Origin of the sequence: Fastidiosipila sp. (genome assembly GCA_012511175.1) — a bacterium.
Classification (GTDB): domain Bacteria; phylum Bacillota; class Clostridia; order Saccharofermentanales; family DTU023; genus UBA4923.
In genome coordinates this window covers 48,464-70,974 of sequence record JAAZGO010000027.1, presented here as the reverse complement: position 1 = coordinate 70,974, position 22,511 = coordinate 48,464, and the positions used below count along the sequence as shown (strand labels likewise).

The window sequence follows — 22,511 nt, the reverse complement described above, 5'->3', positions numbered from 1 at the left end:
CTATTTCAAATCCCCCCAGTTACGGCCGATCCTGGTCCCTGCAAGAAGAGGCACCGAAAGCTCCATGGCATCTTCCATCTTGTCCTTCAGGATCTTTTCGGCGCGCTTTGCATCCTTTTCCGCCACTTCCAGAATCAGTTCATCATGAACCTGCAGGATAATGTCAGCGTCCAGTTTTTCCTCTTTGAGCGCCCGGTGAACATCCACCATGGCAATCTTGATCAAGTCTGCCGCCGTGCCCTGTACGGGTGCATTCATAGCCGCCCGCATTCCGAAGTTGTAGGTGTTCCGGTTCTGCGACTGAAGTTCGGGCACGTAACGCCTGCGATGGAAAAGTGTCTCAACGTAACCATTCCTCTTCGCAAATTCCCCCTGCTCTTTCAGCCAGGCTTCAACACCCGGGTATTTGGCATGGTAGCGTTCGATCAGCCGCCTGGCTTCCGGAATCGGGATGTCGAGATCCCGTGAAAGGCCAAAATCGGAAATGCCGTAAGTGATGCTGAAGTTGACCGTTTTTGCAACCGCCCGCTCTGCCGGCGTAATCTCGGACTCATCTTTGCCATAGAAAGAAGAGGCAGTGACAAGGTGAACATCCCTTCCCTCCCGGAATGCACGGGTCAGCTCCCGGTCACCTGACAGGTGAGCCAGAAGCCGCAGTTCGATCTGGCTGTAGTCCGCTCCCACAAGGAGATAGCCGGGCGGCGCAATAAAGAGTTGGCGGATCCGGCTCCCCCGCTCCGTGCGCACAGGGATATTCTGCAGATTGGGATTGGAACTGGACAGACGGCCGGTCGCTACGACGGTTTGATTATAGGACGTATGGACACGGCCATCTTCGGCAATTTCCTTTTTCAAGCCTTCGAGGAAGGTGCCTCTCAGCTTGGAAAATTCCCGGTATTCCAGGATCTTGCCGATGATCGGATGGTAACCCTTGAGCCGCTCCAGTTCGTCAGCAGCCGTGCTGTATTTCCCTGTCGAACTTTTGCGGCCCGTGGGAAGCTTCAGTTTGGTATAGAGGATTTCAGCCAGCTGTTGCGGTGAGTTGATATTGAAATGACCTCCCGCATCCGCGTAAATTGAGGATTCCAGCCCGGCCAGTTCTTCTGCCATTTCCGCAGATGCGCGCTCAAGTGCCTCCGCGTCAATCAGGACACCTTTGAGTTCCATATCGGACAGGATCCCTGCCAGCCGCGTTTCGACCTGGTAAAGGCCTTCCAGCTCTCTGCCGCGGATGGCCTGGAGCTGTTTCCTGTGCGCATGCGGCAATTGCAGAGCCAGGCATCTGGTTTTTTCCTGAAAACTGTTTTGGACAGCCATCAATGTCTCCGGCAAAGGCCTGAATTCCTTGCCCAGTATGGCCCGAAGGGCATACTCGATGTCGTCGCCCCTGCCCAGCTGGTTGAGCAGGTAGGATCCGATCATCACATCATGGACCAGCCTGCCGGGCGCGGGAAGACCAGTCCGGCGAAGCTGGACCTTCAAGTCCCAGGTAACAAAAGGACCTTCATGCTCCTCCAGAAGCCGTATGAATTCGTCCGGGTCGTCGAGGTCAGCACAAGCGCCATCGGTTGCCAACACGCCCTGACGCTCCTGAAAGGGCAGGAAAAAGGCCAGTTCCTTGTCCTGGCCAGCCGCTTGAAGCAATTCCTCCGCCGATTTGTGGATGCAGCAGTGTTCCGGCTCCGGCTCGTCCCTGCTCGTTTGTGCCAGCCCGAAACGCTCGATAAAGGAGCGAAAATCCAGGCGGGTCAGAAGGGACAGCAGGGTCTCCCCATCCTGCCTGGCACCAATTTCTGATTCGATCAGACGGCTGGAGTCCGGAAGGGGTACATCCAGTTTAATGGCTGCCAATTCTTTCGAAAGATAGGCCGATTCTCTGCCTTCCTTCAGGTTTTTTTGCAGCGCTCCCTTCTGATCGTCGAGGTGCCGGTAGACCTGGTCGAGTGTTCCGTAAGTTCTGATCAGTTGAAAAGCGGTCTTGGAACCGACACCCTTGACCCCGGGAATGTTGTCTGAGGAATCCCCCATCAGAGCCTTGACATCGATCCACTGTCCCGGCGAAACACCGAACTCCTCAAGCATGGATTCCGGTGTGACTGTCTCGCTGATGGATCCGGTTTTTTTTGTGGTCACAAGCACAACCGAAGTCTGATCCGAAACCAGTTGAAGCGTATCGCGGTCACCCGACACGATGTAGACTTGCATACCCTTCTCTTCACCTATTCTGGCCAGGGTTCCGATCAGGTCATCGGCTTCATAGAGCTCCAGGCCAACAGGCTGAAAACCGAGCGCCTCGAGCAGATCGCGCGCCAGAGGTATTTGCAGGCTTAGATCCTCGGGGGTAGGGCCCCTTCCCGCCTTGTATTGATCGAATATTTTGTGGCGGAAGGTATCACCCGGCATATCCATGGCAGACACGATATGGGTGGGATTCAGCTCATCCTTGTACTTGAGGATCATGTTCAAAAAGGCGTAAAGCGCGCCGGTCGGGAATCCATCCGGTGCTGTCAGCCGACTCCTGCCGATGATGCCATAATAGGCGCGGTTCATCAGGCTGTGAACGTCGAAGAGCAATAGAATTTTTTTGTCGGACAAAGCGGGCTCCTTTGCGGCAGTCAATTTCCTCCTGCCGACAGGGTCGCGGCCCCTTCTTCGGGAGCCAGGGCGGTTTCACAATTGGAATCGTAAGGAACGGCCGGAAGGCGGATATTCATGAGGCTACCGATGGAAGGCGCGTCAATTTCGAGAACTGACAACAGCTGTTCCATAAAACCATCCAGGCCCGTTTCCTCCTGATTGGACGTCAGGCGGAGCAATACTTCGATTTCCCGCGAAAGCAGGCCGGGGTCGTCAATTTGCGAAAGGATGTTGATCTTCTCATGATCGGTGCGGACGATCGATTCATTGCTGAGGAAGAGCTCTTCCTTCATCTTTTCACCAGGTCTGAGACCAATGTACTCAATCGGTACATCCACATCCGGAACCAGTCCTGACAGGCGGATAAGATCCCTGGCCAGGTCATCGATCCGGACTGGCTCTCCCATGTCGAGAACGAAGATCTCACCTCCCCTGGCGTAAGCCCCTGCCTGAAGAACAAGACTGGAGGCTTCCGGGATGGTCATGAAAAAGCGTTCGACATCCGGGTGGGTGACAGTGACGGGGCGGTGTTCCTTGATCTGTTTTTCAAACAGGGGGATCACGCTCCCGCTGCTCCCCAGCACATTGCCGAAGCGAACGGCCGAAAAAGAAGTGCGCGGGGAAAGCTTATTCAGGGTCAGGACTACAATTTCGCAGAGTCTTTTGGTGGCCCCCATGACATTGGTCGGATTGACCGCCTTATCCGTTGAGACCAGGACAAAACGGCTGGTGCCATAGCGCGCGGCCATCAAGGCTGTGTTGTAGGTTCCGTAGACATTGTTCTTGACGGCCTCGCCCGGGCTTATTTCCATCAGGGGGACGTGTTTATGGGCGGCGGCATGGAAAACAACATCAGGCCTCCATTCAGAGAAGATGCTGGCCAGTCTTTTGGCATCGCGCACCGAGCCGATCAAAACCTTGAGGTTGAGCCTTCTGCCGAATTGGGCCAAAAGCTCCTGCTGGAGGTCATAGACGCTGTTTTCGCAAATATCAAAAAGAATCAGGAGGGCCGGGTGAAAAGCAGCGATCTGTATGGCGAGTTCCGAGCCGATTGATCCGCCTCCGCCTGTGATCAGGACCACCTTGCTTTCGATGAAACGGCTGACCCGCTCCATGTCGTAGACAACGGGATCCCTTCCAAGAAGATCCTCGATCCGGATATCCCGGACGTCGGACAAATGGACTTCCTCGCTGCTGAGCTCCGAGAAAAAAGGCAGCAGGCGGACGCGGCAGTTGGTCTTATGGCAGATGGCCAGGATATCCCTCAGGGTTTCACTCGAAGCCGAAGGGATGGCAACAATGATCTCGTCGATCCTGTGGCTTTCCGCAAGCTCGACAATGTCGTTGCGGTCTCCCAGTACAGGTACCCCGTTGTTTTTGTAAAAGTGGATCAGGGGATTGTCATCAACTGCACAGATGGGAACCCGAAGCGACTGACTCGTTTTGAGTTCGACGATGATCTGAGTCCCTGCCCGGCCGGCTCCCACGATCATGACGCGAATCGGCCGTTTACCCTTCTGCAGTTTTCGGATCTGCCTGACCTGGCGCCGCGTGTGGTAGAAGCGATAAAAGTACCGGATCGAAAAGACTGCCGCCGTCAGAAGAAACCAGTAAATGATGTAGAAAGCCAAGGAGTAATTGCGCTTCATCACCTGGAAGATCAAAACAGAAAGAAAGAGCTGGATGACTGTTCCCGCGACCAGCACCAGATACTGCGATCCCCTCGCGAAGGGCCACATTTGTGAGTAAAAGCCGCTCAGTGAAAAACAAATAGCCGATAAAATGACAAAGATGAACCAGGTCGACTTGAACTGCGCAATGTATCGCCCGGGGATGGCATTTTCATAAAGAAGATAGAGCGAAAGGATGGGTGCCACAACGCTGGCCGCCATATCATACGCAACCAGAAAGAGTTTCCGGGGTGTCAAGTGCCGAATCGGGATGAACTTGTTCATGTCACGCGGTAACCTGTCTTTGCCGATTGGCGGACCTGGTCAGACAGAAGGGCTTTTTTCTTCGGCTTCTTCCAAATAAGCGTTAATGCTTTCAATCAGCCCGTCGGCGTCAATTCCGTGTGCCATGCAGGCCTGTTCAATGGTTTCGTTGCTGGCCAGCATGCAGCCGATGCAGTGCATTCCATACCCCATCAGGAGGCCGGCCAGATTTCGATCGAGTTGCAAGAGATCCACGATCAGCATGTCTTTCGTAGCTTTCATCAAATTATCTCCAAGTCAAAGTGATTGATGTTGACTGAATGTTAACGCATTACTGCGCCGGGAGGCAAGTTCTGTCCTCGATTTCCATGAAATTGTCAGCAGAAAGGCAAATAAAGGGAACATCCATCACATATTGGGCCCAAAAGGGTTGACAAGGCGATATTTGAACTGGATAATAGGCGAAGAACACAGCCGGAAGGAGGCACCCTAATGAATAAAACTGATCTCATCAACGCGGTGGCGGCCAAAACAGAGTTGAGCAAGAAAGACAGCGATAAAGCTGTTTCTGCTGTTTTTGACGTAATCACCGAGCAACTTGCAGCCGGAGAAAAAGTTGTACTGGTCGGCTTCGGAACTTTTGAGGTTCGTCATCGCGCCGCACGCAAAGGACGCAATCCCAGCACAAAAGAAGAGATTCTGATCCCCGCTACGAAGGCTCCCGCTTTCAAGGCAGGCAAGGGGCTGAAGACAATCGTAAACAGCTGATTTTTGAAATCTTGAATGTGACAGAGGCTGTTCCCGCAACAGCCTCTTTCTTTTTCCCATTCATTCAATATCATCAATTTCCTCCAACTCAAAAAAGTCCAATCGGTTCCATACTTCTTCTGCCAACCGGGTGATGGTGCGTCCGACCGGAAGGCCCCTGTCCTCTTCTCTCAGGAGCCGGTGGGGCGGGCCGGGGCAAGCGGACCGTTCCCTTTCTGCCAGGTCATCGAACAGGTAGCGGACGTTACGTTCAACCTGATGGGGCCGCAGACCCTGCTCTTTGGCAATCTCCGGGTACAGACGTTTGCTGATTGGATTGAGAAGTGAGATGTCGGTCGCAGTCCGGCGCAGAATGTCTCCCAGAAGGCGATAGCCGCGAAGCTGCTTGTTCCATTCATAACGACCCAGCACCTGGTCGACCACAAGCCTGATCCGTCTTTTTTCTCTGCGCGCATCGCGGCAAACCTTCCCTGCGACACTACCGGCTGTGGCCATGACGTTTCGGGCCGCCAAAGGTGAACCCTTCCTGGCATCAATCAGGTAATGGACTCTGCCGGACGAATCCAGGACTCCGAAGACACCCTTGCGGTTCATCAAAGTCTCCACATGATTCAACAGTTCCCGGTTGGAAGCGACCAGGTAAAATCCCAGTTCCTCCTGTGGCCTGCCTTTCAATTCCCTGTGCTCCGATACCATATCGGAATCGATGCTTCCCTGCCGGACCATCAGACATCACCTCCCTCAACATTATGGAAGGATTGAGCGGGGGATTTTTTGTTGAGGTCAAAATGGAAGCCGGCTCCGTCACTTTTCCGCTGAATCTTCCAGGTAGGTGACATGAATGATGAAACGGGTGCCGGGCGTAAACATGACCTGGAAGCGGCCCCGCGCATTCTTGTCGAAAGTGCCGGGCAGAAAATAATAGGAAACGCCATCCGAAATCAGGGAACTTCTTCCCAGCGCGCTATGCTGCAGGTCGATGTCAGCAAGATCATAATGGCGCCCGGCCAGATGTACCAGGTCAAAGACTCTTGGAACGAATTCCGTCACACAAAAATAAGCGATGGCGGCGGCAAGCAAGACAGGTACCATGAAAGAAATCCGGAAGCGATTGGCGTGATTCCAGTTGGTACGAAGCGAAACAACCAGAATAATCAGCAAAGCCAGTATCATGGCTGCACTCGCAAGAAGTCCTGCCAAAAAATAAAGAATCATCATGAAGGCCGGTCTCCCCGCCGGATGGTCGTCAGCCAGTCGTTGAATTCTTCTTCATTCATAACGGGCAAGGCAAGTTCAGCAGCGCGTCCGGCCTTGCCGCCGGGGTTTTCACCCACAATGACCGCACTGGTAGAGGAAGAAACAGAACTGCTGACATGGGCTCCCAGCTTCTCCAGCGCTTCCCTTGCCTGACTGCGGGTCATAGAACTGAGCGTGCCGGTAATCACGTAAGTTTTTCCGTGCAGGGGCAGCTCACCTGCAGGCGCGGCTTCCGCAAAGGATAAACCATATGATTCGAGCTTGGCCAGGAGCCCCTCCGTCTGGGGAAGCCTGAACCAGCGGTGAATTTCGCGCGCAGTGACGGGGCCGATGTCACGGATGGAAGCCAGCTCTTCCTCCTCTGCGGCTGCGATCTTTCTGATGTCCGGCATGGCCTCCAGGAGCGCCCGGGCTGTTTGCCTGCCAACAAGAGGTATCCCCAGGCCTGTCAAAAGGCGGTCCGGCGGCATGGTTTTGGATTGTTCGATTTCACCGAGCAGCTTATCGACTGCCTTTTGACGCCCGATCGAACCATCTGCGATAAGCTGGTCACGCCTTTGATGGAGAGTGTAGAGATCTGCGATCGATTTAACGAAACCTTTCTCCATCAGGGCCTGAACCGTCCTGTCCCCTAGACCTGAAATATCCATGGCTTCCCTGGAGGCAAAATAGGTCAGGTGGCGGACCAGCTGGGCAGGGCAGTCAATCCCCGTACAGTAAAGGTCAGCACTGTCTCCTACAAATTCCGTCTCGGAACCGCAAGCCGGGCAATTCTCCGGCAACTTGTATGCCTTGGCCCCTGCAGGTCTTTTCTCTTTGATCACCTGGATCACCGCGGGAATAATGTCGCCGCCCTTCTGAACCAGGACCGTGTCCCCGATCCGGACATCAAGCTGATCGATGTAACTTTGGTTGTGAAGCGTCGCTTTCCTCACCGTAGTTCCAGCCAGGCTGACCGGTTCGAGCCAGGCCAGCGGGGTGATCCGTCCCGTCCTGCCCACCTGGGCTGTGATATCAACAATTCTCGTCTCCTTTTGTTCTGGCGGGTATTTATAGGCAACGGCCCATCGCGGGTATTTGTTGGTAGCCCCCAGACGCTCGCGCCCGGCCATCCCATCAAGCTTGATAACCGCACCGTCAATCCCGAATGGAAGGTTCCCGCGCTCTTGTTCAATCTCATCGATTGCGTCCATGATTTCATCACGGGTCGCAGCCAGCCTGGTTCCCGGGATGACCAAAAACCCCAATTGCGAAAGCCAGTCAAGTGACTCGGAATCATAGTCAAATTGCCTGGTCGAGTGCTGGACATCAAAAGCAAAGAAAGAGAGACCCCGCCCGGCAACAACGGAGGCGTCAAGCTGCCGCAGTGTTCCTGCTGCTGCGTTTCTCGGATTGGCAAAGAGTTTTTCACCTTTGCGGTCAAGTTCGGCATTCAGCCGCTCAAAAGACTTGGCGGGCATGAACACTTCCCCCCGGACAACCAGTTCCTCGACCGGCTCAGTCAGCATCTTTGGGATGGCTCTGATTTCCAGGATATTCTCCGTGATGTCTTCCCCGGAGGTGACACCGTCCCCACGTGTCACGCCGCGTACCAGCCGGCCCTCCGCATAGGTCAGGCTGACAGAGAGGCCATCGATCTTCATTTCGACAAGAAACCTGGCCTCCTGTTCCTGGCTGGAAGTCCGGTCAATAAAGGCCGCAACCTCCTCACGAGAGAAAACATCCAGAAGCGAGAGCATGGGAAAACGGTGAGGTACGGCCGTGAATTTTTCTGAAACTCTGCCGCCGACGCGCTGCGCCGGTGAATCATCCCGGGACAAGTCCGGCCATTTATTTTCCAGTTCCTCAAGCCTGCGCAGGAGCCTGTCGTAGTCGGTGTCTTCAGCCAGGGGAGAATCGAGGTCATAATAGGCGTGATCAAGCATGCCGAGAAGCTGGCTCAATTCCGATATCAATGCGGCCGCCTCAGCCTTTTTGTCCGGTTCGGGAACAGCGAGAAAGCGGTTGACGGCAAGAGCGATACCTCCCGGGTAATGCAGCTTCTCTGGCATGAACATCACGCTCCCGTCTTATCAAACAGAGTGCCGCCGACAACCTCAGGCTTGCCCGGCACAGCCCAGCACATTGACAATTTTATGGGCTACCAGGTCCTCGATGGCCTGGCGCGCGGGGCCCAGGTACTGGCGGGGATCAAAATGCGAAGGATTCAAGGCCATGTGCTGCCGGATAGAGGCCGTCATGGCCATCCTCAGATCGGTATCGATATTGATCTTGCAAACGGCCATGGTTGCCGCTTCCCGAAGCATCTTTTCCGGCACGCCCACAGCATCAGGCATGGATCCCCCGTATTGATTGATGGTATCGACATATTGAGAGAGGACACTGCTGGCACCATGCAGGACGATGGGGAAACCCGGCAGCCGGCGGGCGACCTCCTCCAGAATGTCAAAACGCAGTTCAGGTTTCTGTCCGGGCTTGAATTTGTAGGCGCCATGACTGGTTCCGATGGCAATAGCCAGCGAATCGCACCGGGTCCGGGTCACAAATTCCTCAACCTGGCCGGGATCGGTGTAGGATGCCTCTTCTGCAGCCACCTTGATGTCATCTTCAATCCCTTCCAGGCGTCCGAGTTCCGCCTCCACCACAACGGCCGGGTCGTGGCTGTGCGCATAATCAACAACCCGCCGGGTCAAGGCAATATTCTCCTCGAAGGGCAGGTGCGAAGCATCGATCATAACCGAAGTGAAACCACCGTCAATGCAGTCCTTGCATAGTTCGAAGCTGTCCCCGTGATCAAGATGGAGGGCGATGGGAAGATCTGAGTCAATCAGGGCCGCCTCCACCAGCTTAACCAGATAGGTCTGGCTGGCATATCGGCGGGCGCCGGCTGAAACCTGGAGAATGAGCGGTGCATCAAGCCGTTTTGCAGCGTTGACGATCCCCTGGATGATCTCCATGTTGTTGACATTGAATGCACCGATGGCGTAACGTCCTTCGTAGGCCTTCTTAAACATTTCCTTTGTAGTTACCAGTGGCATGACGGCCTCCTTTGCAGTCCCGCTCGCCGGGACCTGGGAATTATCTCGATTTCAGTATAACGCACGGCACGAGGCCGGCTTGACGGCTTTATTCTGTCCGGCCAAGATAATCGAGCTGCTGCAGCAGCTTCTCCAACTGTGTCTCGTAGTCCCTTTTCTTGATCTTCTCTTGTTCGACAACCGCGGCGGGCGCCTTTTCCAGAAATTGCCGATTGGCCAGCATGGAATCCGAGCGCTTGATTTCCTGCTGAAGGACGGCGGCCTCTTTTTCCAGCCGGCTTGCTTCAGAAGCGACATCGACCAGTTGACGCAGGGAGACAAATAATTCGCCACCGGTAAAAACAATGGCCACATCGCCATTCGAAGGTGAAAAATCCCCGGTGACACCTTCAAGCTTTGAAATTCCGGCCAGACGGAGAAGTGTCGGCCCGGCCGCTTCCATGCCTGCAAGCAGCCTGCTGTTTCCGGTTCTCAGCTTTGCCGGGAACCGGTGTGATGGCTTGATCTTGTATTCAGCGCGGACATTCCTCACACCCCGGATTGCGCTGATCATATGGCGCATGACTTCGACCGCCTCCCCGTCCCGGGGATAGGCCGCTGCCCGGGGCCAGGGAGAACTGATCAGGAGCTGATCCTCGTGCAAAACCCCGAAAATTCTTTCCGTCACAAAAGGCATGAAGGGATGCAGCAGGGCCATGGTATCGGAAAAGACACGACAGAGCACGGCCTGAGCGGCCAGCCGGGCTGCCCCTCCCTTCTGCAGGCGTTCTTTTACCATCTCGATGTACCAGTCGCAGAAATAATCCCAAAGAAAAGAATAGATCTTTTCCTGAGCCAGTCCGAGCTCCATGGACTCCAGATGATCAGTCACCTCCCTGATGACTTCTCCAAGCTCGCTCATAATCCAGCGGTCTTCCAAGGCCTGATCTTCATCCTTCAAGTCAGAAAAATCGGTTCTGTCATCCAGATTCATGACAATAAAACGAAAGGCATTCCAAATTTTATTGATAAAATTGCGGCCGTTCTCGAACTTCTCCTCGCGCCAGCGAAGATCATTGCCGGGCGCATTGCCTGTGATCAGGGCAAAGCGGAGCGCATCCGCCCCGTAAAGATCAATCATTTCAAGCGGGTTAACCCCGTTGCCCAGTGATTTTGACATCTTGCGGCCCAGTTCATCGCGTACAAGGCCGTGAATCAGTACCGTATGAAAGGGCACCTTTCCTGTCTGATGGAGCGAGGAAAAAATCATTCGGGCCACCCAGAAGAAAATGATGTCATAGCCCGTCGCAAGAACATCCGTGGGATAAAAGGTCTTGAAATCGTCCGTTTCCTCAGGCCAGCCCAAGGTTGAGAAGGCCCAGAGCGCCGAGGAAAACCAGGTATCGAGCGTGTCTTCCTCCTGCCTGAGACTGGAACCGCCGCAGGCCGTGCATCTTTCGGGTACCTCCTCAGACACAATGGTCTCACCGCAGTCTTCACAATACCAGGCGGGAATCCGGTGACCCCACCAGAGCTGCCTGGAGATACACCAGTCACGGATGTTTTCCATCCAGTTGAAATAGGTCTTCTTGAAATGGTCCGGAACAAATCTTGTCTCGCCGCTGCGCACCGCCTCGATGGCCGGCCTGGCCAGAGGTTCCATGTGAACGAACCACTGGAGGGATACTTTCGGTTCAACGACTGTATGGCAGCGCTGGCAGGTTCCCACGTTATGCCGCACGTCCTCAACCTTGATCAGCAATCCCTGGGATTCCAACTCTTTCACAACCGCTTCGCGGGCCTCCATGACCGTCATGCCTGCATAAGCTCCGCACTCATCTGTCATGTGGCCATCAAGGGTCAGGATATCAATCACCGGCAGTCCGTGGCGAAGGCCGATTTCATAGTCATTTGGATCGTGAGCAGGGGTGATCTTAACCAAACCTGTACCAAAGTCGGGGTCCACGTACTCATCCGCAATGATGGGAACAATCCGGCCGGTCAGGGGGAGACGGAGTTTGCGGCCCACCAGCGCGCGGTGACGCTTGTCCCGCGGGTGGACAGCAACCGCTGTATCCGCCAGGATGGTCTCCGGCCGGGTCGTGGCGATTTCGATGCCGCCTTGCCCATCCTCGAAGGGATAGTGAACCGTGAAAAAGTGGCCTGAACGTTCTTCATGCTCAACTTCGATATCCGAGATCGAGGTTCCGCAGACGGGGCACCAGTTGATGATGCGTTCTCCCCGGTAAATCAGGCCCTCCCTGTACAAATTGACAAAAACCCGGGTAACCGCCCGGGAGAGTCCCTCATCCATGGTGAAACGATGGCGCTGCCAGTCGCAGGACAGACCCAGCCTTTTTTGCTGTTCAATAATCCGGTTGTTGTACTCATCCTTCCAAAGCCAGGCGCGCTCCAGGAAACCTTCCCGCCCCACGCTTTCCTTTGAAAGCCCTTCTTCCTTCATGCGGGCTACAACAACGGCCTCCGTCGCGATCGATGCGTGATCCGTGCCCGGAAGAAAGAGGGCATTCCTGCCTCGCATGCGATTAAAACGGGTTAGAATGTCGGGCAGGGTATTATCCAGCGCGTGGCCCATATGGAGTTCGCCAGTGATGTTGGGCGGCGGCATCACCATGCAGAAGGATTCCTTTTCGGAGGGTGCTTCTGCACGAAATGAGCCAGCGCTTTCCCACATCTGATAGATGGACGCTTCTTCCCTGGCCGGTTCAAAAGTCTTTGGAATCTGTTCGATCTTTTTCATGGCGTCAGCCTTTCTCTATTCCTCTTCGGGCCTGTAGGGGAAATTCACCCGGATAAAGATCAGACTACCCTTCCCGCCCGGATCCATCAAGCGGAAGGCCAGGCGGGTCACGCGGCTGGTGTCCACGGCCAGGCTTTCTGCAGACCACACCAAAATTTGCTGTCTGAAAGCATCTTCGATGACCGCCGGCTGGGATTCGAAGAAAACTCCGTTGGTATCTTCCAGGAGAAGCTGGACGGTCTTCCTTTGATGGTCCGGGTTGAGCACAGTCAGCTCAATGCCTGTGTAAACTGAAAGATCAAGCGGGGGATACGCGGAGGCATGCGATACAGCCGCCTCAATAACAACAGGCCGTTCGTCCGCATTCCAGTAGTCAAGCCTGATGTCGGCGCTCCCATAACCGTGGATCTCTCCGGTCAGTTCGAGTTTGCCTCCGCCGCCCGTGACTTCCCACAATTGGTTTTGCCCGGGCCATGTTTTCTTTTTTGACCGCAGGGAATCTCTCAGCAGAGCTTGTGTCCAGGAAAATTCAGTCAGCCGGTCACAGTCGGCCCAAGCCATGGGGGCCAGGTAAGCTGAGGGCTCCAGATCAAAACGGAAAGGCAAGACCGGTATCCCGTCCGCCCCATAGAGGTTGGCTTCGCTGTTGAAGGCAGAAAAGGCATAGGTCAGGGAGACCGGATCCTCGATCTGGTCGTGCCAGACAAGAACGCGGACGCCGTAGAGGATGCGCGCCTCTGCTTTTACAAACACACGGCTCGCATCGCAAACGGCAAACCCCTTAAGGATATTTTCTCCCTGGCGCAGCTGCAGGCCATGGCCCTTAACCGCAGATGGCGAAAGATCAATCATCCATTTGTTTCCAATCCGCTCCATGGCGATGGGCTGAGGCGCACTTACGGGCAAATCACCCCCGTCAGTCAGGCCACGCGCGACAACCGACATCCTCCGGCCAATTTCCAGTTTCGCGTAAGGCGTCAGGGCAGCACAGTAGTAGTCCTGATCCAGGTAGGCCGGTGAAAGATCATAAACGGTGATCAGGCCTGCCCTGGCAGGCACCCGGCGGCAGGCGCGGGCAAGCATCTCATTAAAAACAGCAAGTCCGAATGCATTGAGCCCCCTGTAGAGATAGGGAGGCAGCTGGGAGACAATCAGATCCAGCTCCCCATCGGCCGATTCGAACATTTCATTGAACATATCGATGAGGTGGCCAAAAGCACGCAGGTAATACTCCGGGCTGTCGACATCGTTTTCTCCCTGCATCCAAAGAATGCCCCGGATGGACAAGCCGACAAAAGGCGCCACTTTGTGATTGAAGATGGCAGCTGGCTGATTACGCGGCAGAAAAACGCGTTCCAGTGGTACGATGTCTTGAGCAACGCTGGACTTACGGATGCTCGCCCGCGGAATAACAACAGGGACTGTCGCGGGGAGGTCAGGGCGCCTGCCATCCATGATAGCGACAATCTGCGGCCTGGGAAAAGGAGACAGGGGCCGGGGCGCCTTTTCTTTTTCTACACGGGGGCTTTCGATTTCGGCGTTGTTCCATCCTTCCCTGTCGCGGTAAAGCCGGACTTCCCTGACATGGTTCTTGATGATGGGATCGGTTTCAATGATTTCCCGCGGCAACCAGGCATGGATATATGTGCCGGGACAGGCAGCATTGATTACCCCGACGGGAATGTCCAATTCATAGTGGAGTTCCCGCGCAAATGAAAAAGCAATGGCTGAGATCTCCTCCATGAGATAGCTTTGATCGCCGCGTTGCCACTCTCCTCCCTGCGCTTCGCCAAGCGGCATGTAACTGTATTCGGGAACTTTATCCGAGAGCCCATCCAGGTTCATCTGGAAAAAGCGGATGGATCCTAAATTGACACAATCGGGCAGCAGTTCTTCTGCGTCCGACATGCGCACAGTCTGTGACATGTTGTCCTGACCTGCCGCATACCAGACTTCGCCGGCAAGAATGTCGTCTACGATCACGGCGTCCACACCGGATCTCACCGTCAGGCGGTAGGAATCATATGAGGCTTTCAGAGGCGGCAGGCGAAATTCGAAGTAACCATCCCGGTCTGCCCTTTCCTCCTCGAAAAAGATGATGCCGTATTGTGTTTGACTCTCGGATGCCTGCCGGTTTTCAGCTGGAAACCGCTCCAGCTCGACAGTGACTTGCATATCACTTTTAGCAAAACCAAAAAGTCTTGCCGCCGTCTTCTGCTGAAGAACCATTCCGGTTCCAAATACAGTTGCCAGGCGCAGGGCGGGCATACTCAAACTCCAATCAAAACCAGCTGAAAGCCTTTCAGGTAATTATACCCTGTCCGGCTCCATGGCCGTCAAGGAAAACAGCGAGCCGGACAACGCTTGCCCCCTGAGCCGCTTCCCGTCTCAATCCGCCGTAAAGAACCAGAGCTTCCAGCAGCAAATCGATACGAAGGTGTCCTGTGCTTCCCGCCCCTCCCATTAAAGACAGACAATTCTCTCCCAAGACTTGGGATGAGAAAACCCTGGTTGCCAGATCGACCGGGATCCGGCGTTTTTTCCGTTCTTGGACCACCTCAACCGGTCCTCCGGCAAAGGTCCGGCTGAAGGCGCTGCCGATACCTTCAGCCTCCAGCCTGTATTGGGCGGCTCTCACCCGTGCCATGAGGCTCGGGCTTCCTGAATCAGTCTCCTGCCAGCCCGTCACCCGCACACCGGCCGGAAAGGACAGGTTAAGGCGAAGGAGCGCCGCGTCAGGTTCAAAGAGCTGCCCCTCCGGGGCAAGCCTGACCTCAAGGGGATCCTTCCGCGTTTCAATCCCGACACCGGCAGGAAGACCAAAAACAATTTCGGGGCGCGGGTTGAAAGCATCCACAGTCCAGGACAGCGGCCAGTCCGCCCGGCTCAATGACCGTTCGAACAATCGCATCATGTCCAGGTGGGCCAGCCAGGCCGCCGCATCCCTCCGTTCATAAAAAAGCAGGATCCGCCGCTTCATCATGGGAGAACTCCCGGGCAAAGCCCTGCTTTGAAGTCCTGACAGCCACAGGCGGAACAGCGGTCATAACAGGAGGGCGTGACCTCTCCCTTCTTTGACTTGTTCCACTCACTTTGTAAATAGTCTCTGCTTACACCAACATCCAGATGTTCCCAGGGAAAGACTTCCTGCGGCTGGCGGCCGCGGGTATAAAAGTCTGCCCCGCCAGGGATCAGTTCCAGTGCATCCTGCCAGAGATCTGCCTGAAAATGCTCGTGCCAGGCGTCCAGATAGGCTCCTGTTTCCCAAGCGCGGCGGATGACTGCCGCCAGCCTGCGGTCACCCCGGGAGAGTACTCCCTCCAGCCGGGCACTTTCGAAAGTATTCCAGGTGAAGGAAACTCTGCGATCCCTGAGGCCCGCAGCCAGCTGTTCCTGCTTGGCAGCCATCTCGTCGGGAGTGATCTGCTGTGCCCATTGGAAGGGCGTAAAGGGCTTTGGAATGAAAAAGGAAGTGCTGACTGTGACCTTGAGCCGTTTCGACCGGCTTTCCCTGGGCAGATGGTCCCATACGGCGATCAGTTTCCGAACCAGGGTCACGATGCCATTGACATCCTGGTCGGTTTCCGTTGGCAGACCCAGCATAAAATAGAGTTTCAAGCGGTCCCAGCCATTCAGGAAAGCCGTCTCTGCCGCGTCAAGCATTTCCTCCTCCGAGATATTTTTGTTGATCACATCGCGCAGGCGCTGGGTTCCCGCTTCAGGCGCAAATGTCAGTCCTGCCCGCCGGGTTTTTGCGATCTCTTTGGCAAGGTTAAAATCAAAGGCATCCAGCCTCAAGGAGGGAAGTGACAGGTTGATGTGACGCGGTTCAGTCATGGGAAGGAGCGCCAGGACCAGATCCTCAAGCTGTGAATAATCGGTGGTTGACAAGGAAAGCAGCCCCATTTCCTCATAGCCGGTATTTTCGATCAGCCGGCCGGCTGTCCTGACCAGGGTCTCCTGGCTCCGTTCCCGAAGAGGCCGGTAAGTGAAGCCGGCTTGACAGAACCGACAGCCGCGGGCGCATCCCCTCAGAACTTCCATGACCATGCGATCGTGGATCACCTCCATATTCGGGACGACAGGCTCAAGCGGCATGGAAGCCCGGTCCAGATCCCTTACCAGGCGCTTTTTGACCCTTGGGGGTGCTGCGGGATCAATGGGATGGATGCCTTTCACCCTGCCGTCTTCCAGATAGGCCACGTCGTAAAGGGAGGGGATGTAAAGGCCTTCAATGCCCGCGATCGATGTCAGGAATTCGCGCCGTGTCAGGGCATTTCGCTTTTTGCTTTTCAGGGCTTCAATGATTTCCGGCAAAGCTTCCTCTCCATCACCCAGCAGAATCGCATCAAAGAAAGGAGCCATGGGTTCGGGGTTACAGGTGATTGGACCGCCGGCGATGACAATTGGATCCGCTTCGTCCCGTTTCGCAGCCAGAAGCGGGATTCCTCCCAGATCCAGCATCTCCAAAACAGCCGTATAGGAAAGTTCATACTGAAGCGACATCCCAACCATATCAAAATCAGACAAAGGTGTTCCTGATTCAAGGGAAGTCAGAGGCAAGCCCCGCTCCCGAAGGTAGCCGCGCATGTCAAAATCAGGGGCAAAGCAGCGCTCACAGTAGGTATCATCGTCGCGGTTGAGGATGGCATAAAGAATTTGGATGGCCAGGTTGGACATGCCGATTTCGTAGAGATCAGGGAAGCACAGGGCAAAATGGACCCGGAGATCTTGATCCTTTTTGAAGAAAAACCTGTTTTTATCAACCGCATGGAGTTCACCGCCCGTGTAGCGGGCCGGTTTCCTGACCGACCGCAGCATGGCGCGATAGGAAGGCTGGTCAAAACGATTCATTACAGGGAATCGGATGGCGCGGGACCGTAGCCGGGTTTGCCCAGCAAAGAGAACATATTTCGCTTATAGGTTTCAACCCCCGGCTGATCAAATGGATTGACGCCACTCATCAGTGCGGAAAGAGCACAGGCGCGCTCAAAGAAATAGATCAGGCGACCCAGGCAGAAGGGGGTTTTCTCCGTCAAAACGATTTCCATGTTGGGTACGCCGCCCTCCGTGTGAGCAAGAGCAGTTCCCTCAAAAGCGCGCCGGTTTACCAATGACATGGTCTTGCCTGCCAGGTATTCAAGCTCATCCAAATCAAGCGGGTCAGATGGGATGACCACGTCTTTCACCGGCTTCTCAAAACGGATCACTGTTTCAAAGAGGATGCGGGGACCCTCCTGGATCAGCTGGCCCAGCGAGTGGAGATCAGTCGTGAAACCAGCCCCCAGGGGAAGGATGCCGCGCCGGTCTTTTCCTTCACTTTCTCCGAAAAGCTGCTTCCACCATTCAATCAGGGAGTGCATGGAGGGTTCGTAGGCTGCAAGTATTTCTGCCAGATAACCTTTCCGGTGGAGCAGGATGCGATCAAGCGCATAACGGTCAGCTGGAACCAGGTCTTCCGCAAGCGGCGCAAGGCTTCGGGCGCGCTCTTCCCCGGCGCCTTCAAGCAGGGCTCCGATATCGATTCCCGCCACCGCTGCAGGCAGCAGCCCCGCCGGGGTCAGGACGGAATAACGGCCGCCAACATCTTCCGGGATGTCAAAAGCCGTCAGGCCGTACTCTCTGGCGTATTGACGCAGGGCGCCCTTCTCACCGTCAGTCGTGATAAAAAGGCTCTTTGCCAGCTGGTCCTTGCTAAAACGCCCGAAGAGCTCATCCCGTAAGACCCGGAAAGCAACGGCCGGCTCTGTGGTTCTGCCAGACTTTGAAATAACGTTCAGGGCAACCCGTTTCCCTCTGATGACTTCAAGCAGATCATTCATGTAGTCGGCGCTCATCTGCTGGCCGGCAAAGAAAATCCGGGGTGACGACCCCGCCTCCTGTGAAAGGAAAGGAGAAAAATGATGGGAGAGGGCTTCAATCAGGGCACGGGCCCCCAGATAGGAACCCCCGATACCGACGACGACCAGGACCTCAAACTGATCCCGGATGCGTGATGCCGCATGCCGGATTGACTCCAAGCTCTCCCCCTTCATCAGAAGGGGCAGGTCGAGCCATCCAGTAGATTCAGAGCCCGGGCCCTTGCGGCCGTCAAGCAGATTGCGGGCGGCCTGAAGCTGCTCCCGCATCTGCCCGTATTCGTGAGCTCCGATAAAGGTTTGGGTCAGATTGTCATTGAAATTCAACATCACTCATCTTTCCTTTTCAAGCGGCTGCACGAGATAGCCGTCTTCATCACCCCCTGTCACCCGCACGACACGTCCGCGCGAAATCAACTGGTTGGAAATCGCGGGGTAAGCACCCCGCGCTGGCATATTCCCGGTTCTTGCGGGGCCCGCTCCTTTTTCGTCAAATTCAGGTCCCAGCGGCCGGATCAGGCCGGCGATGCCGGCGCGAAGGTCTGAAACGACCAGGGCCCGCTTGCCAACCAGGCTGCCGGCATGCCGTAACATGGAAGCCCTGACCCGTTTTTCAATGCAGTAGCGCGCCAGGGCCACAGCCGCCGTAAGAACAGCCAGCAGCGCCAGGGTTTGCAACAAAAAGATCAGCGTTCTCCCCGACTCAGCCGCAGACACCGCCCACCTCCTCAAGACACCCGCACATACCCCAACTCTTCCATTCGAACCAGGCCCCGCATGGAAGCCTGGTCACGCAGCATTTTGTAGGCCTCTGCCCAGGTCATGAAATAATAGGGCGCAAAAAGATGAAGGGTGACCCAGGGAAAACAGATGCACATCAGGCAAAGCAGGATCCATCCCATGAAAGACAGGTCAAGCAAGAAAAGTCTCCAGAGGCTGCCCCGGGTCATGGCCTTGGAAAGTGAAAGTGCGCGCCTTCCTCCCAAAGAGGGATTATCTGCCAGTAGATAAGGAACCAGCCGGTAGCTGTATCGTTTCCTGATCAGGACCACTGTCATGACCATGGCAAGCAGCAGCGAGACGGCAATCATGGGAAGGCTGAAAAAAAAGAGGGGCAGGCCGTACTGCTTTGCCAGGCGAAGAACCAAGCCTTGAGTCGGCGTCGTCCGGTTCAGAAAAGCATGTAAGTAAACCAGTTGACTGGGAAGAAGCCCCAAAATAAAAATCGCAGCCGGGATGGACGACCAAATAAAAAGCCATACCGAGACCCAGAACATTCCCCCCACTGTTTTACCATACTGGCCCCGGCGGAAAAGGGTGAACATGATGGAAAAAGGCGGTGCCACATCGTTATGGGCCGCCCGCAAATACCAGCGCTCGCGCCCGACTGAAATCACATTGCCCACAAAAATCCGATAGAGCGCTGTGGCTGACAGGGTGATCAGGATACCCAGGGCGATCAGGGGCCAGGCTTGGCGGATACGGGCCAGGTAGTCGTCCATCCATTGAAATAAGTCCCCGAGAGCCGGCCCCTTGCCGCCCAAACCATCCAAACCATTCACAAAAGGCAGTTTAAGATCCGGCATAAACCACCTGTTTCCCAAAGTGAGGGCCAGGGAAAGGGCGCCGGCAATCAGGGATGTCACAACAGCGACGCCGAGGGCGTCGCCGTATTTGCCTGACAAATGTCTGCGGGCATCAAACTTCAGCTGTGCTCTTCTCATCACGGTCCGATTCGTCCTCTGCGCTCTTTTGCCCACAGTCGATACGCTCACCGCCCATCCAGCGGAAAAGGTAGCATCCGCTGCCATCAACGGCGGTACCACTGCCCTTTTCATGGGCCTTGCTCCCCTCAGGCGCCACATCAACGATCACCTGAGTCGCTGAGGTAATCTCATGAGTCAGCCAAAGATCAGCCAATGTATCTTCGATGCGGCGCTGAATCATCCTGCGCAGGGGCCTTGCACCGAACTTGGGATCATAACCTTCCTCTGCCAGGGCTTCGCGTGCCGCTGCCTCCACGATCAGCTCAATGCCCCGCTGTTCAAGCGACTTTTTCGGGTCTTTCAGCATCAGGTCGACAATTTCCCGGATCTCCTCTTTCGACAGTTCATGGAAGACGATCACTTCGTCAATCCGGTTGAGGAATTCGGGCCGGAAAAGCTCTTTCAGAACAGTATCAACACGCTCCTCCATGGCCTGGTGACCTTGGGCGCCGAATCCGATCCCGTGCGATTTGAGTGTTGTTCCTGCATTCGAAGTCATGACAATAATGGTATTTTCGAAATTGACTACCCGGCCGTGGCTGTCTGTCAGCCGCCCGTCATCCAGGATTTGCAGCAGCATGTTGTAGACATCGGCGTGAGCCTTTTCAATTTCGTCGAAGAGTACCACGCTGTAAGGTTTACGCCTGATCTTTTCTGTCAGTTGCCCGCCGTCATCGTAGCCAATGTAACCGGGTGGTGATCCGATCAGTTTGCTGACAGTATGTGCCTCCATGAATTCGGACATATCGAGTCTGACAAGACTGTCCTCCGTGTCGAACAGGGTCTCCGCCAGGCTCTTGACCAGTTCTGTCTTTCCGACGCCTGTCGGGCCGACAAACAAGAATGAAGCAGGTTTGCGTTTGGGCGCGAAACCCGCCCGTGTGCGCCTGACAGCGCGCGCCAGGGCGTTGATGGCCTGATCCTGGCCAATAACGCGGCGATGAAGCTCCTCTTCCAAATTGAGCAGCCGGTCCGATTCAGATCGGGTGAGTTTTTGGACCGGAATACCCGTCCACATCTCCACCACGCCCGCAATATCCTGTTCGGTGATCTCTACAGGCTGGCATACCTCCTCAACCCCCGCAATCTCTGTCTCAAGGCGCAGCTGTTCCGAACGCAAATCCTGGAGGATTTCATAGTGGCGCAGGGCATCGTCAGACAGGGACTGTTCAGAGACTTCACTTTCTTTTTCCTCGCAGAGTTCGATCACTTCCTGGTACCTGTCCTTCAAATGTTTCAAAACGGTCAGGCACTCCGAATCAAGGTTTTGCCTGGACCCCGCCTCGTCGATCAGGTCAATGGCCTTGTCAGGCTGGTAACGGTCCATGATGTAACGGTTTGAAAGCTTGACGGCTGCCTCCAGCACCGGGAGGGGGAAAATCACGTGATGGTGTTTTTCATAATAATCTTTGACACCCAGAAGGATCCGGAGGGTGAGTTCCTCGGACGGCTCATCGATCATGACCTTCTGGAAACGGCGCTCCAGGGCGGAATCCTTTTCGATGAAGCGCCGGTACTCGTCAAGAGTTGTTGACCCGATGACCCGGATCTCCCCCCGCGCCAGGGCGGGTTTCAGGATATTGGCAGCATTCATGGCCCCTTCCGCATCGCCCGCACCCATAATATTATGCAGTTCATCAATAACCAGGATGATGTTTCCCGACCGTCTGGCATCGTCCACCACCCCTTTCATCCGGCTCTCGAACTGGCCGCGGAACTGGGTCCCTGCGACCATGGCCGTCATGTCAAGGAGGAAGAGTTCCTGGTCGAGCAGCTTGGCGGGAACTCTGCTTTCAGCGATCCGGACCGCCAGCCCCTCGGCAATGGCTGTCTTGCCAACGCCGGCTTCGCCGATCAGGGCGGGATTGTTTTTTGTTCTCCGGTTCAGGATCTGGATGGTCCGCGCCAACTCCTCTTCACGCCCGATGATCCGGTCGATCCTGCCGGCGGCAGCTTCTTCTGTCAAATTGATAGCGAACTGTTCCAGGAATTTGCGCTTTCGTTCTTTTTTGTCGCGCGCCTTTTTTCTTCCGGGCGTCATTCGCCGGTAGCCTGACAGCTCATCCGGTTCGCCGATGCTGGCAGGCATCAGCTCACCGATGGAGGCGTGCGGCCGCAAAGATGGCCCCTCCTCACGGGCTTTCTTGTCGTCGGTACTTTCATCAGCCTCATCGGATTCATCGGCTTCCGATTTTTCAAACAGGCCCTCTGCGAAAGGCAGTCCCGCAAGGGATGAAATATTGGTGAAATCACTTGAAAGCAAACCCTTGAGCAAATCTTCGGGATTCTTCGCGGATATGCCGGCCAGGACCTCGTTCATCCGGGCTGTGATCTCATCAATGTTATCTTCGGTGATGCCGGCCCGGGAAAAGAGCTGATCAAGGCCGGGAAGATCAGACTCAAATGCGCATTTCAGGCAAATTCCATCCATGCGCGCCTGGCCGTCCTCATAGCGGGTCGTGAAAATGGCCGCTTCATTTTTATTGCAAATTGAACACTTACTCATTTATTTT

The 22,511-nt window shown here is 55.2% G+C and carries 16 protein-coding genes; 1 reads left to right on the top strand and 15 read right to left on the bottom strand.

The features are described 5' to 3' along the window. Genes polA through GX839_06030 form a run of 3 tightly spaced genes read right to left on the bottom strand, consistent with a single transcriptional unit; the run spans position 1 to position 4,853 of the window. Positions 1 to 2,595: a DNA polymerase I gene (gene polA, locus GX839_06040; protein NLB05020.1), complete on the bottom strand. Its 2,595-nt coding sequence runs from the start codon at positions 2,593 to 2,595 to the stop codon at positions 1 to 3. Positions 2,596 to 2,615: 20 nt separating this feature from the next. After that, complete coding sequence (locus tag GX839_06035) at positions 2,616 to 4,592, bottom strand: polysaccharide biosynthesis protein (protein ID NLB05019.1); 1,977 nt, start codon at positions 4,590 to 4,592, stop codon at positions 2,616 to 2,618. A gap of 39 nt (positions 4,593 to 4,631) precedes the next feature. Next, on the bottom strand, positions 4,632 to 4,853 hold the full coding sequence (locus GX839_06030) for a DUF1858 domain-containing protein (GenBank protein ID NLB05018.1): 222 nt from the start codon (positions 4,851 to 4,853) through the stop codon (positions 4,632 to 4,634). Positions 4,854 to 5,063: 210 nt separating this feature from the next. Here GX839_06030 and GX839_06025 point away from each other — a divergent pair, with 210 nt between their 5' ends. Beyond that, positions 5,064 to 5,339: an HU family DNA-binding protein gene (locus GX839_06025; GenBank protein ID NLB05017.1), complete on the top strand. Its 276-nt coding sequence runs from the start codon at positions 5,064 to 5,066 to the stop codon at positions 5,337 to 5,339. 60 nt (positions 5,340 to 5,399) lie between these two features. Here GX839_06025 and GX839_06020 read toward each other — a convergent pair whose 3' ends face one another. The 12 genes from GX839_06020 to GX839_05965 form a co-directional block, all read right to left on the bottom strand. Then, the gene (locus tag GX839_06020) at positions 5,400 to 6,065 is read right to left on the bottom strand and encodes a hypothetical protein (protein ID NLB05016.1); all 666 of its coding nucleotides are present in this window, start codon (positions 6,063 to 6,065) and stop codon (positions 5,400 to 5,402) included. A gap of 78 nt (positions 6,066 to 6,143) precedes the next feature. Then, entirely contained in the window at positions 6,144 to 6,557 is a 414-nt protein-coding gene (locus GX839_06015; protein NLB05015.1) for a hypothetical protein, read from the bottom strand. Then, on the bottom strand, positions 6,554 to 8,647 hold the full coding sequence (gene ligA / locus GX839_06010; GenBank protein ID NLB05014.1) for an NAD-dependent DNA ligase LigA: 2,094 nt from the start codon (positions 8,645 to 8,647) through the stop codon (positions 6,554 to 6,556). Before ligA ends, GX839_06015 begins: the two co-directional genes overlap by 4 nt. Before the next feature lie 45 nt (positions 8,648 to 8,692). Beyond that, a complete protein-coding gene (fba, locus tag GX839_06005) occupies positions 8,693 to 9,634 on the bottom strand; it encodes a class II fructose-1,6-bisphosphate aldolase (GenBank protein ID NLB05013.1) in 942 nt (313 codons plus the stop codon). A gap of 88 nt (positions 9,635 to 9,722) precedes the next feature. Then, positions 9,723 to 12,374, bottom strand: a complete 2,652-nt coding sequence (locus tag GX839_06000) for a valine--tRNA ligase (protein ID NLB05012.1) — start codon at positions 12,372 to 12,374, stop codon at positions 9,723 to 9,725. A 15-nt stretch (positions 12,375 to 12,389) separates the two neighbouring features. Next, on the bottom strand, positions 12,390 to 14,642 hold the full coding sequence (locus GX839_05995) for a hypothetical protein (GenBank protein ID NLB05011.1): 2,253 nt from the start codon (positions 14,640 to 14,642) through the stop codon (positions 12,390 to 12,392). Positions 14,643 to 14,676: 34 nt separating this feature from the next. Next, positions 14,677 to 15,357 carry a DUF2344 domain-containing protein gene (locus GX839_05990; GenBank protein NLB05010.1) on the bottom strand — a complete coding sequence of 227 codons (681 nt, stop codon included), beginning with the start codon at positions 15,355 to 15,357 and terminating at the stop codon, positions 14,677 to 14,679. Beyond that, positions 15,354 to 17,195 (bottom strand): TIGR03960 family B12-binding radical SAM protein, encoded by a 1,842-nt coding sequence (locus GX839_05985; protein ID NLB05009.1) that lies wholly within the window; start codon positions 17,193 to 17,195, stop codon positions 15,354 to 15,356. Before GX839_05985 ends, GX839_05990 begins: the two co-directional genes overlap by 4 nt. Positions 17,196 to 17,227: 32 nt before the next feature. Beyond that, on the bottom strand, positions 17,228 to 18,562 hold the full coding sequence (locus tag GX839_05980; GenBank protein NLB05008.1) for a glucose-6-phosphate isomerase: 1,335 nt from the start codon (positions 18,560 to 18,562) through the stop codon (positions 17,228 to 17,230). Between the two features lie 3 nt (positions 18,563 to 18,565). Continuing rightward, positions 18,566 to 18,949, bottom strand: coding sequence for a hypothetical protein (locus tag GX839_05975; GenBank protein ID NLB05007.1), 384 nt, complete (start codon positions 18,947 to 18,949; stop codon positions 18,566 to 18,568). An 11-nt stretch (positions 18,950 to 18,960) separates the two neighbouring features. Next, positions 18,961 to 19,956: a DUF975 family protein gene (locus GX839_05970; GenBank protein ID NLB05006.1), complete on the bottom strand. Its 996-nt coding sequence runs from the start codon at positions 19,954 to 19,956 to the stop codon at positions 18,961 to 18,963. Then, complete coding sequence (locus GX839_05965) at positions 19,931 to 22,504, bottom strand: ATP-dependent Clp protease ATP-binding subunit (protein NLB05005.1); 2,574 nt, start codon at positions 22,502 to 22,504, stop codon at positions 19,931 to 19,933. Before GX839_05965 ends, GX839_05970 begins: the two co-directional genes overlap by 26 nt. Positions 22,505 to 22,511 lie beyond the last annotated feature (7 nt).

Excerpts from the sequence above, each read along its gene's own strand:
- ligA (NLB05014.1), bottom strand. The coding sequence starts at position 8,647 with ATGCCAGAGAAGCTGCATTACCCGGGAGGTATCGCTCTTGCCGTCAAC.
- GX839_06030 (NLB05018.1), bottom strand. The coding sequence starts at position 4,853 with ATGAAAGCTACGAAAGACATGCTGATCGTGGATCTCTTGCAACTCGAT.
- GX839_05970 (NLB05006.1), bottom strand. The coding sequence starts at position 19,956 with ATGAGAAGAGCACAGCTGAAGTTTGATGCCCGCAGACATTTGTCAGGC.
- fba (NLB05013.1), bottom strand. The coding sequence starts at position 9,634 with ATGCCACTGGTAACTACAAAGGAAATGTTTAAGAAGGCCTACGAAGGA.
- GX839_05965 (NLB05005.1), bottom strand. The coding sequence starts at position 22,504 with ATGAGTAAGTGTTCAATTTGCAATAAAAATGAAGCGGCCATTTTCACG.
- GX839_06025 (NLB05017.1), top strand. The coding sequence starts at position 5,064 with ATGAATAAAACTGATCTCATCAACGCGGTGGCGGCCAAAACAGAGTTG.
- GX839_05995 (NLB05011.1), bottom strand. The coding sequence starts at position 14,642 with ATGCCCGCCCTGCGCCTGGCAACTGTATTTGGAACCGGAATGGTTCTT.
- GX839_06035 (NLB05019.1), bottom strand. The coding sequence starts at position 4,592 with ATGAACAAGTTCATCCCGATTCGGCACTTGACACCCCGGAAACTCTTT.
- GX839_05990 (NLB05010.1), bottom strand. The coding sequence starts at position 15,357 with ATGATGAAGCGGCGGATCCTGCTTTTTTATGAACGGAGGGATGCGGCG.
- GX839_06020 (NLB05016.1), bottom strand. The coding sequence starts at position 6,065 with ATGGTCCGGCAGGGAAGCATCGATTCCGATATGGTATCGGAGCACAGG.
- GX839_05980 (NLB05008.1), bottom strand. The coding sequence starts at position 18,562 with ATGTTGAATTTCAATGACAATCTGACCCAAACCTTTATCGGAGCTCAC.
- GX839_06015 (NLB05015.1), bottom strand. The coding sequence starts at position 6,557 with ATGATGATTCTTTATTTTTTGGCAGGACTTCTTGCGAGTGCAGCCATG.
- GX839_06000 (NLB05012.1), bottom strand. The coding sequence starts at position 12,374 with ATGAAAAAGATCGAACAGATTCCAAAGACTTTTGAACCGGCCAGGGAA.
- GX839_05985 (NLB05009.1), bottom strand. The coding sequence starts at position 17,195 with ATGCTGCGGTCGGTCAGGAAACCGGCCCGCTACACGGGCGGTGAACTC.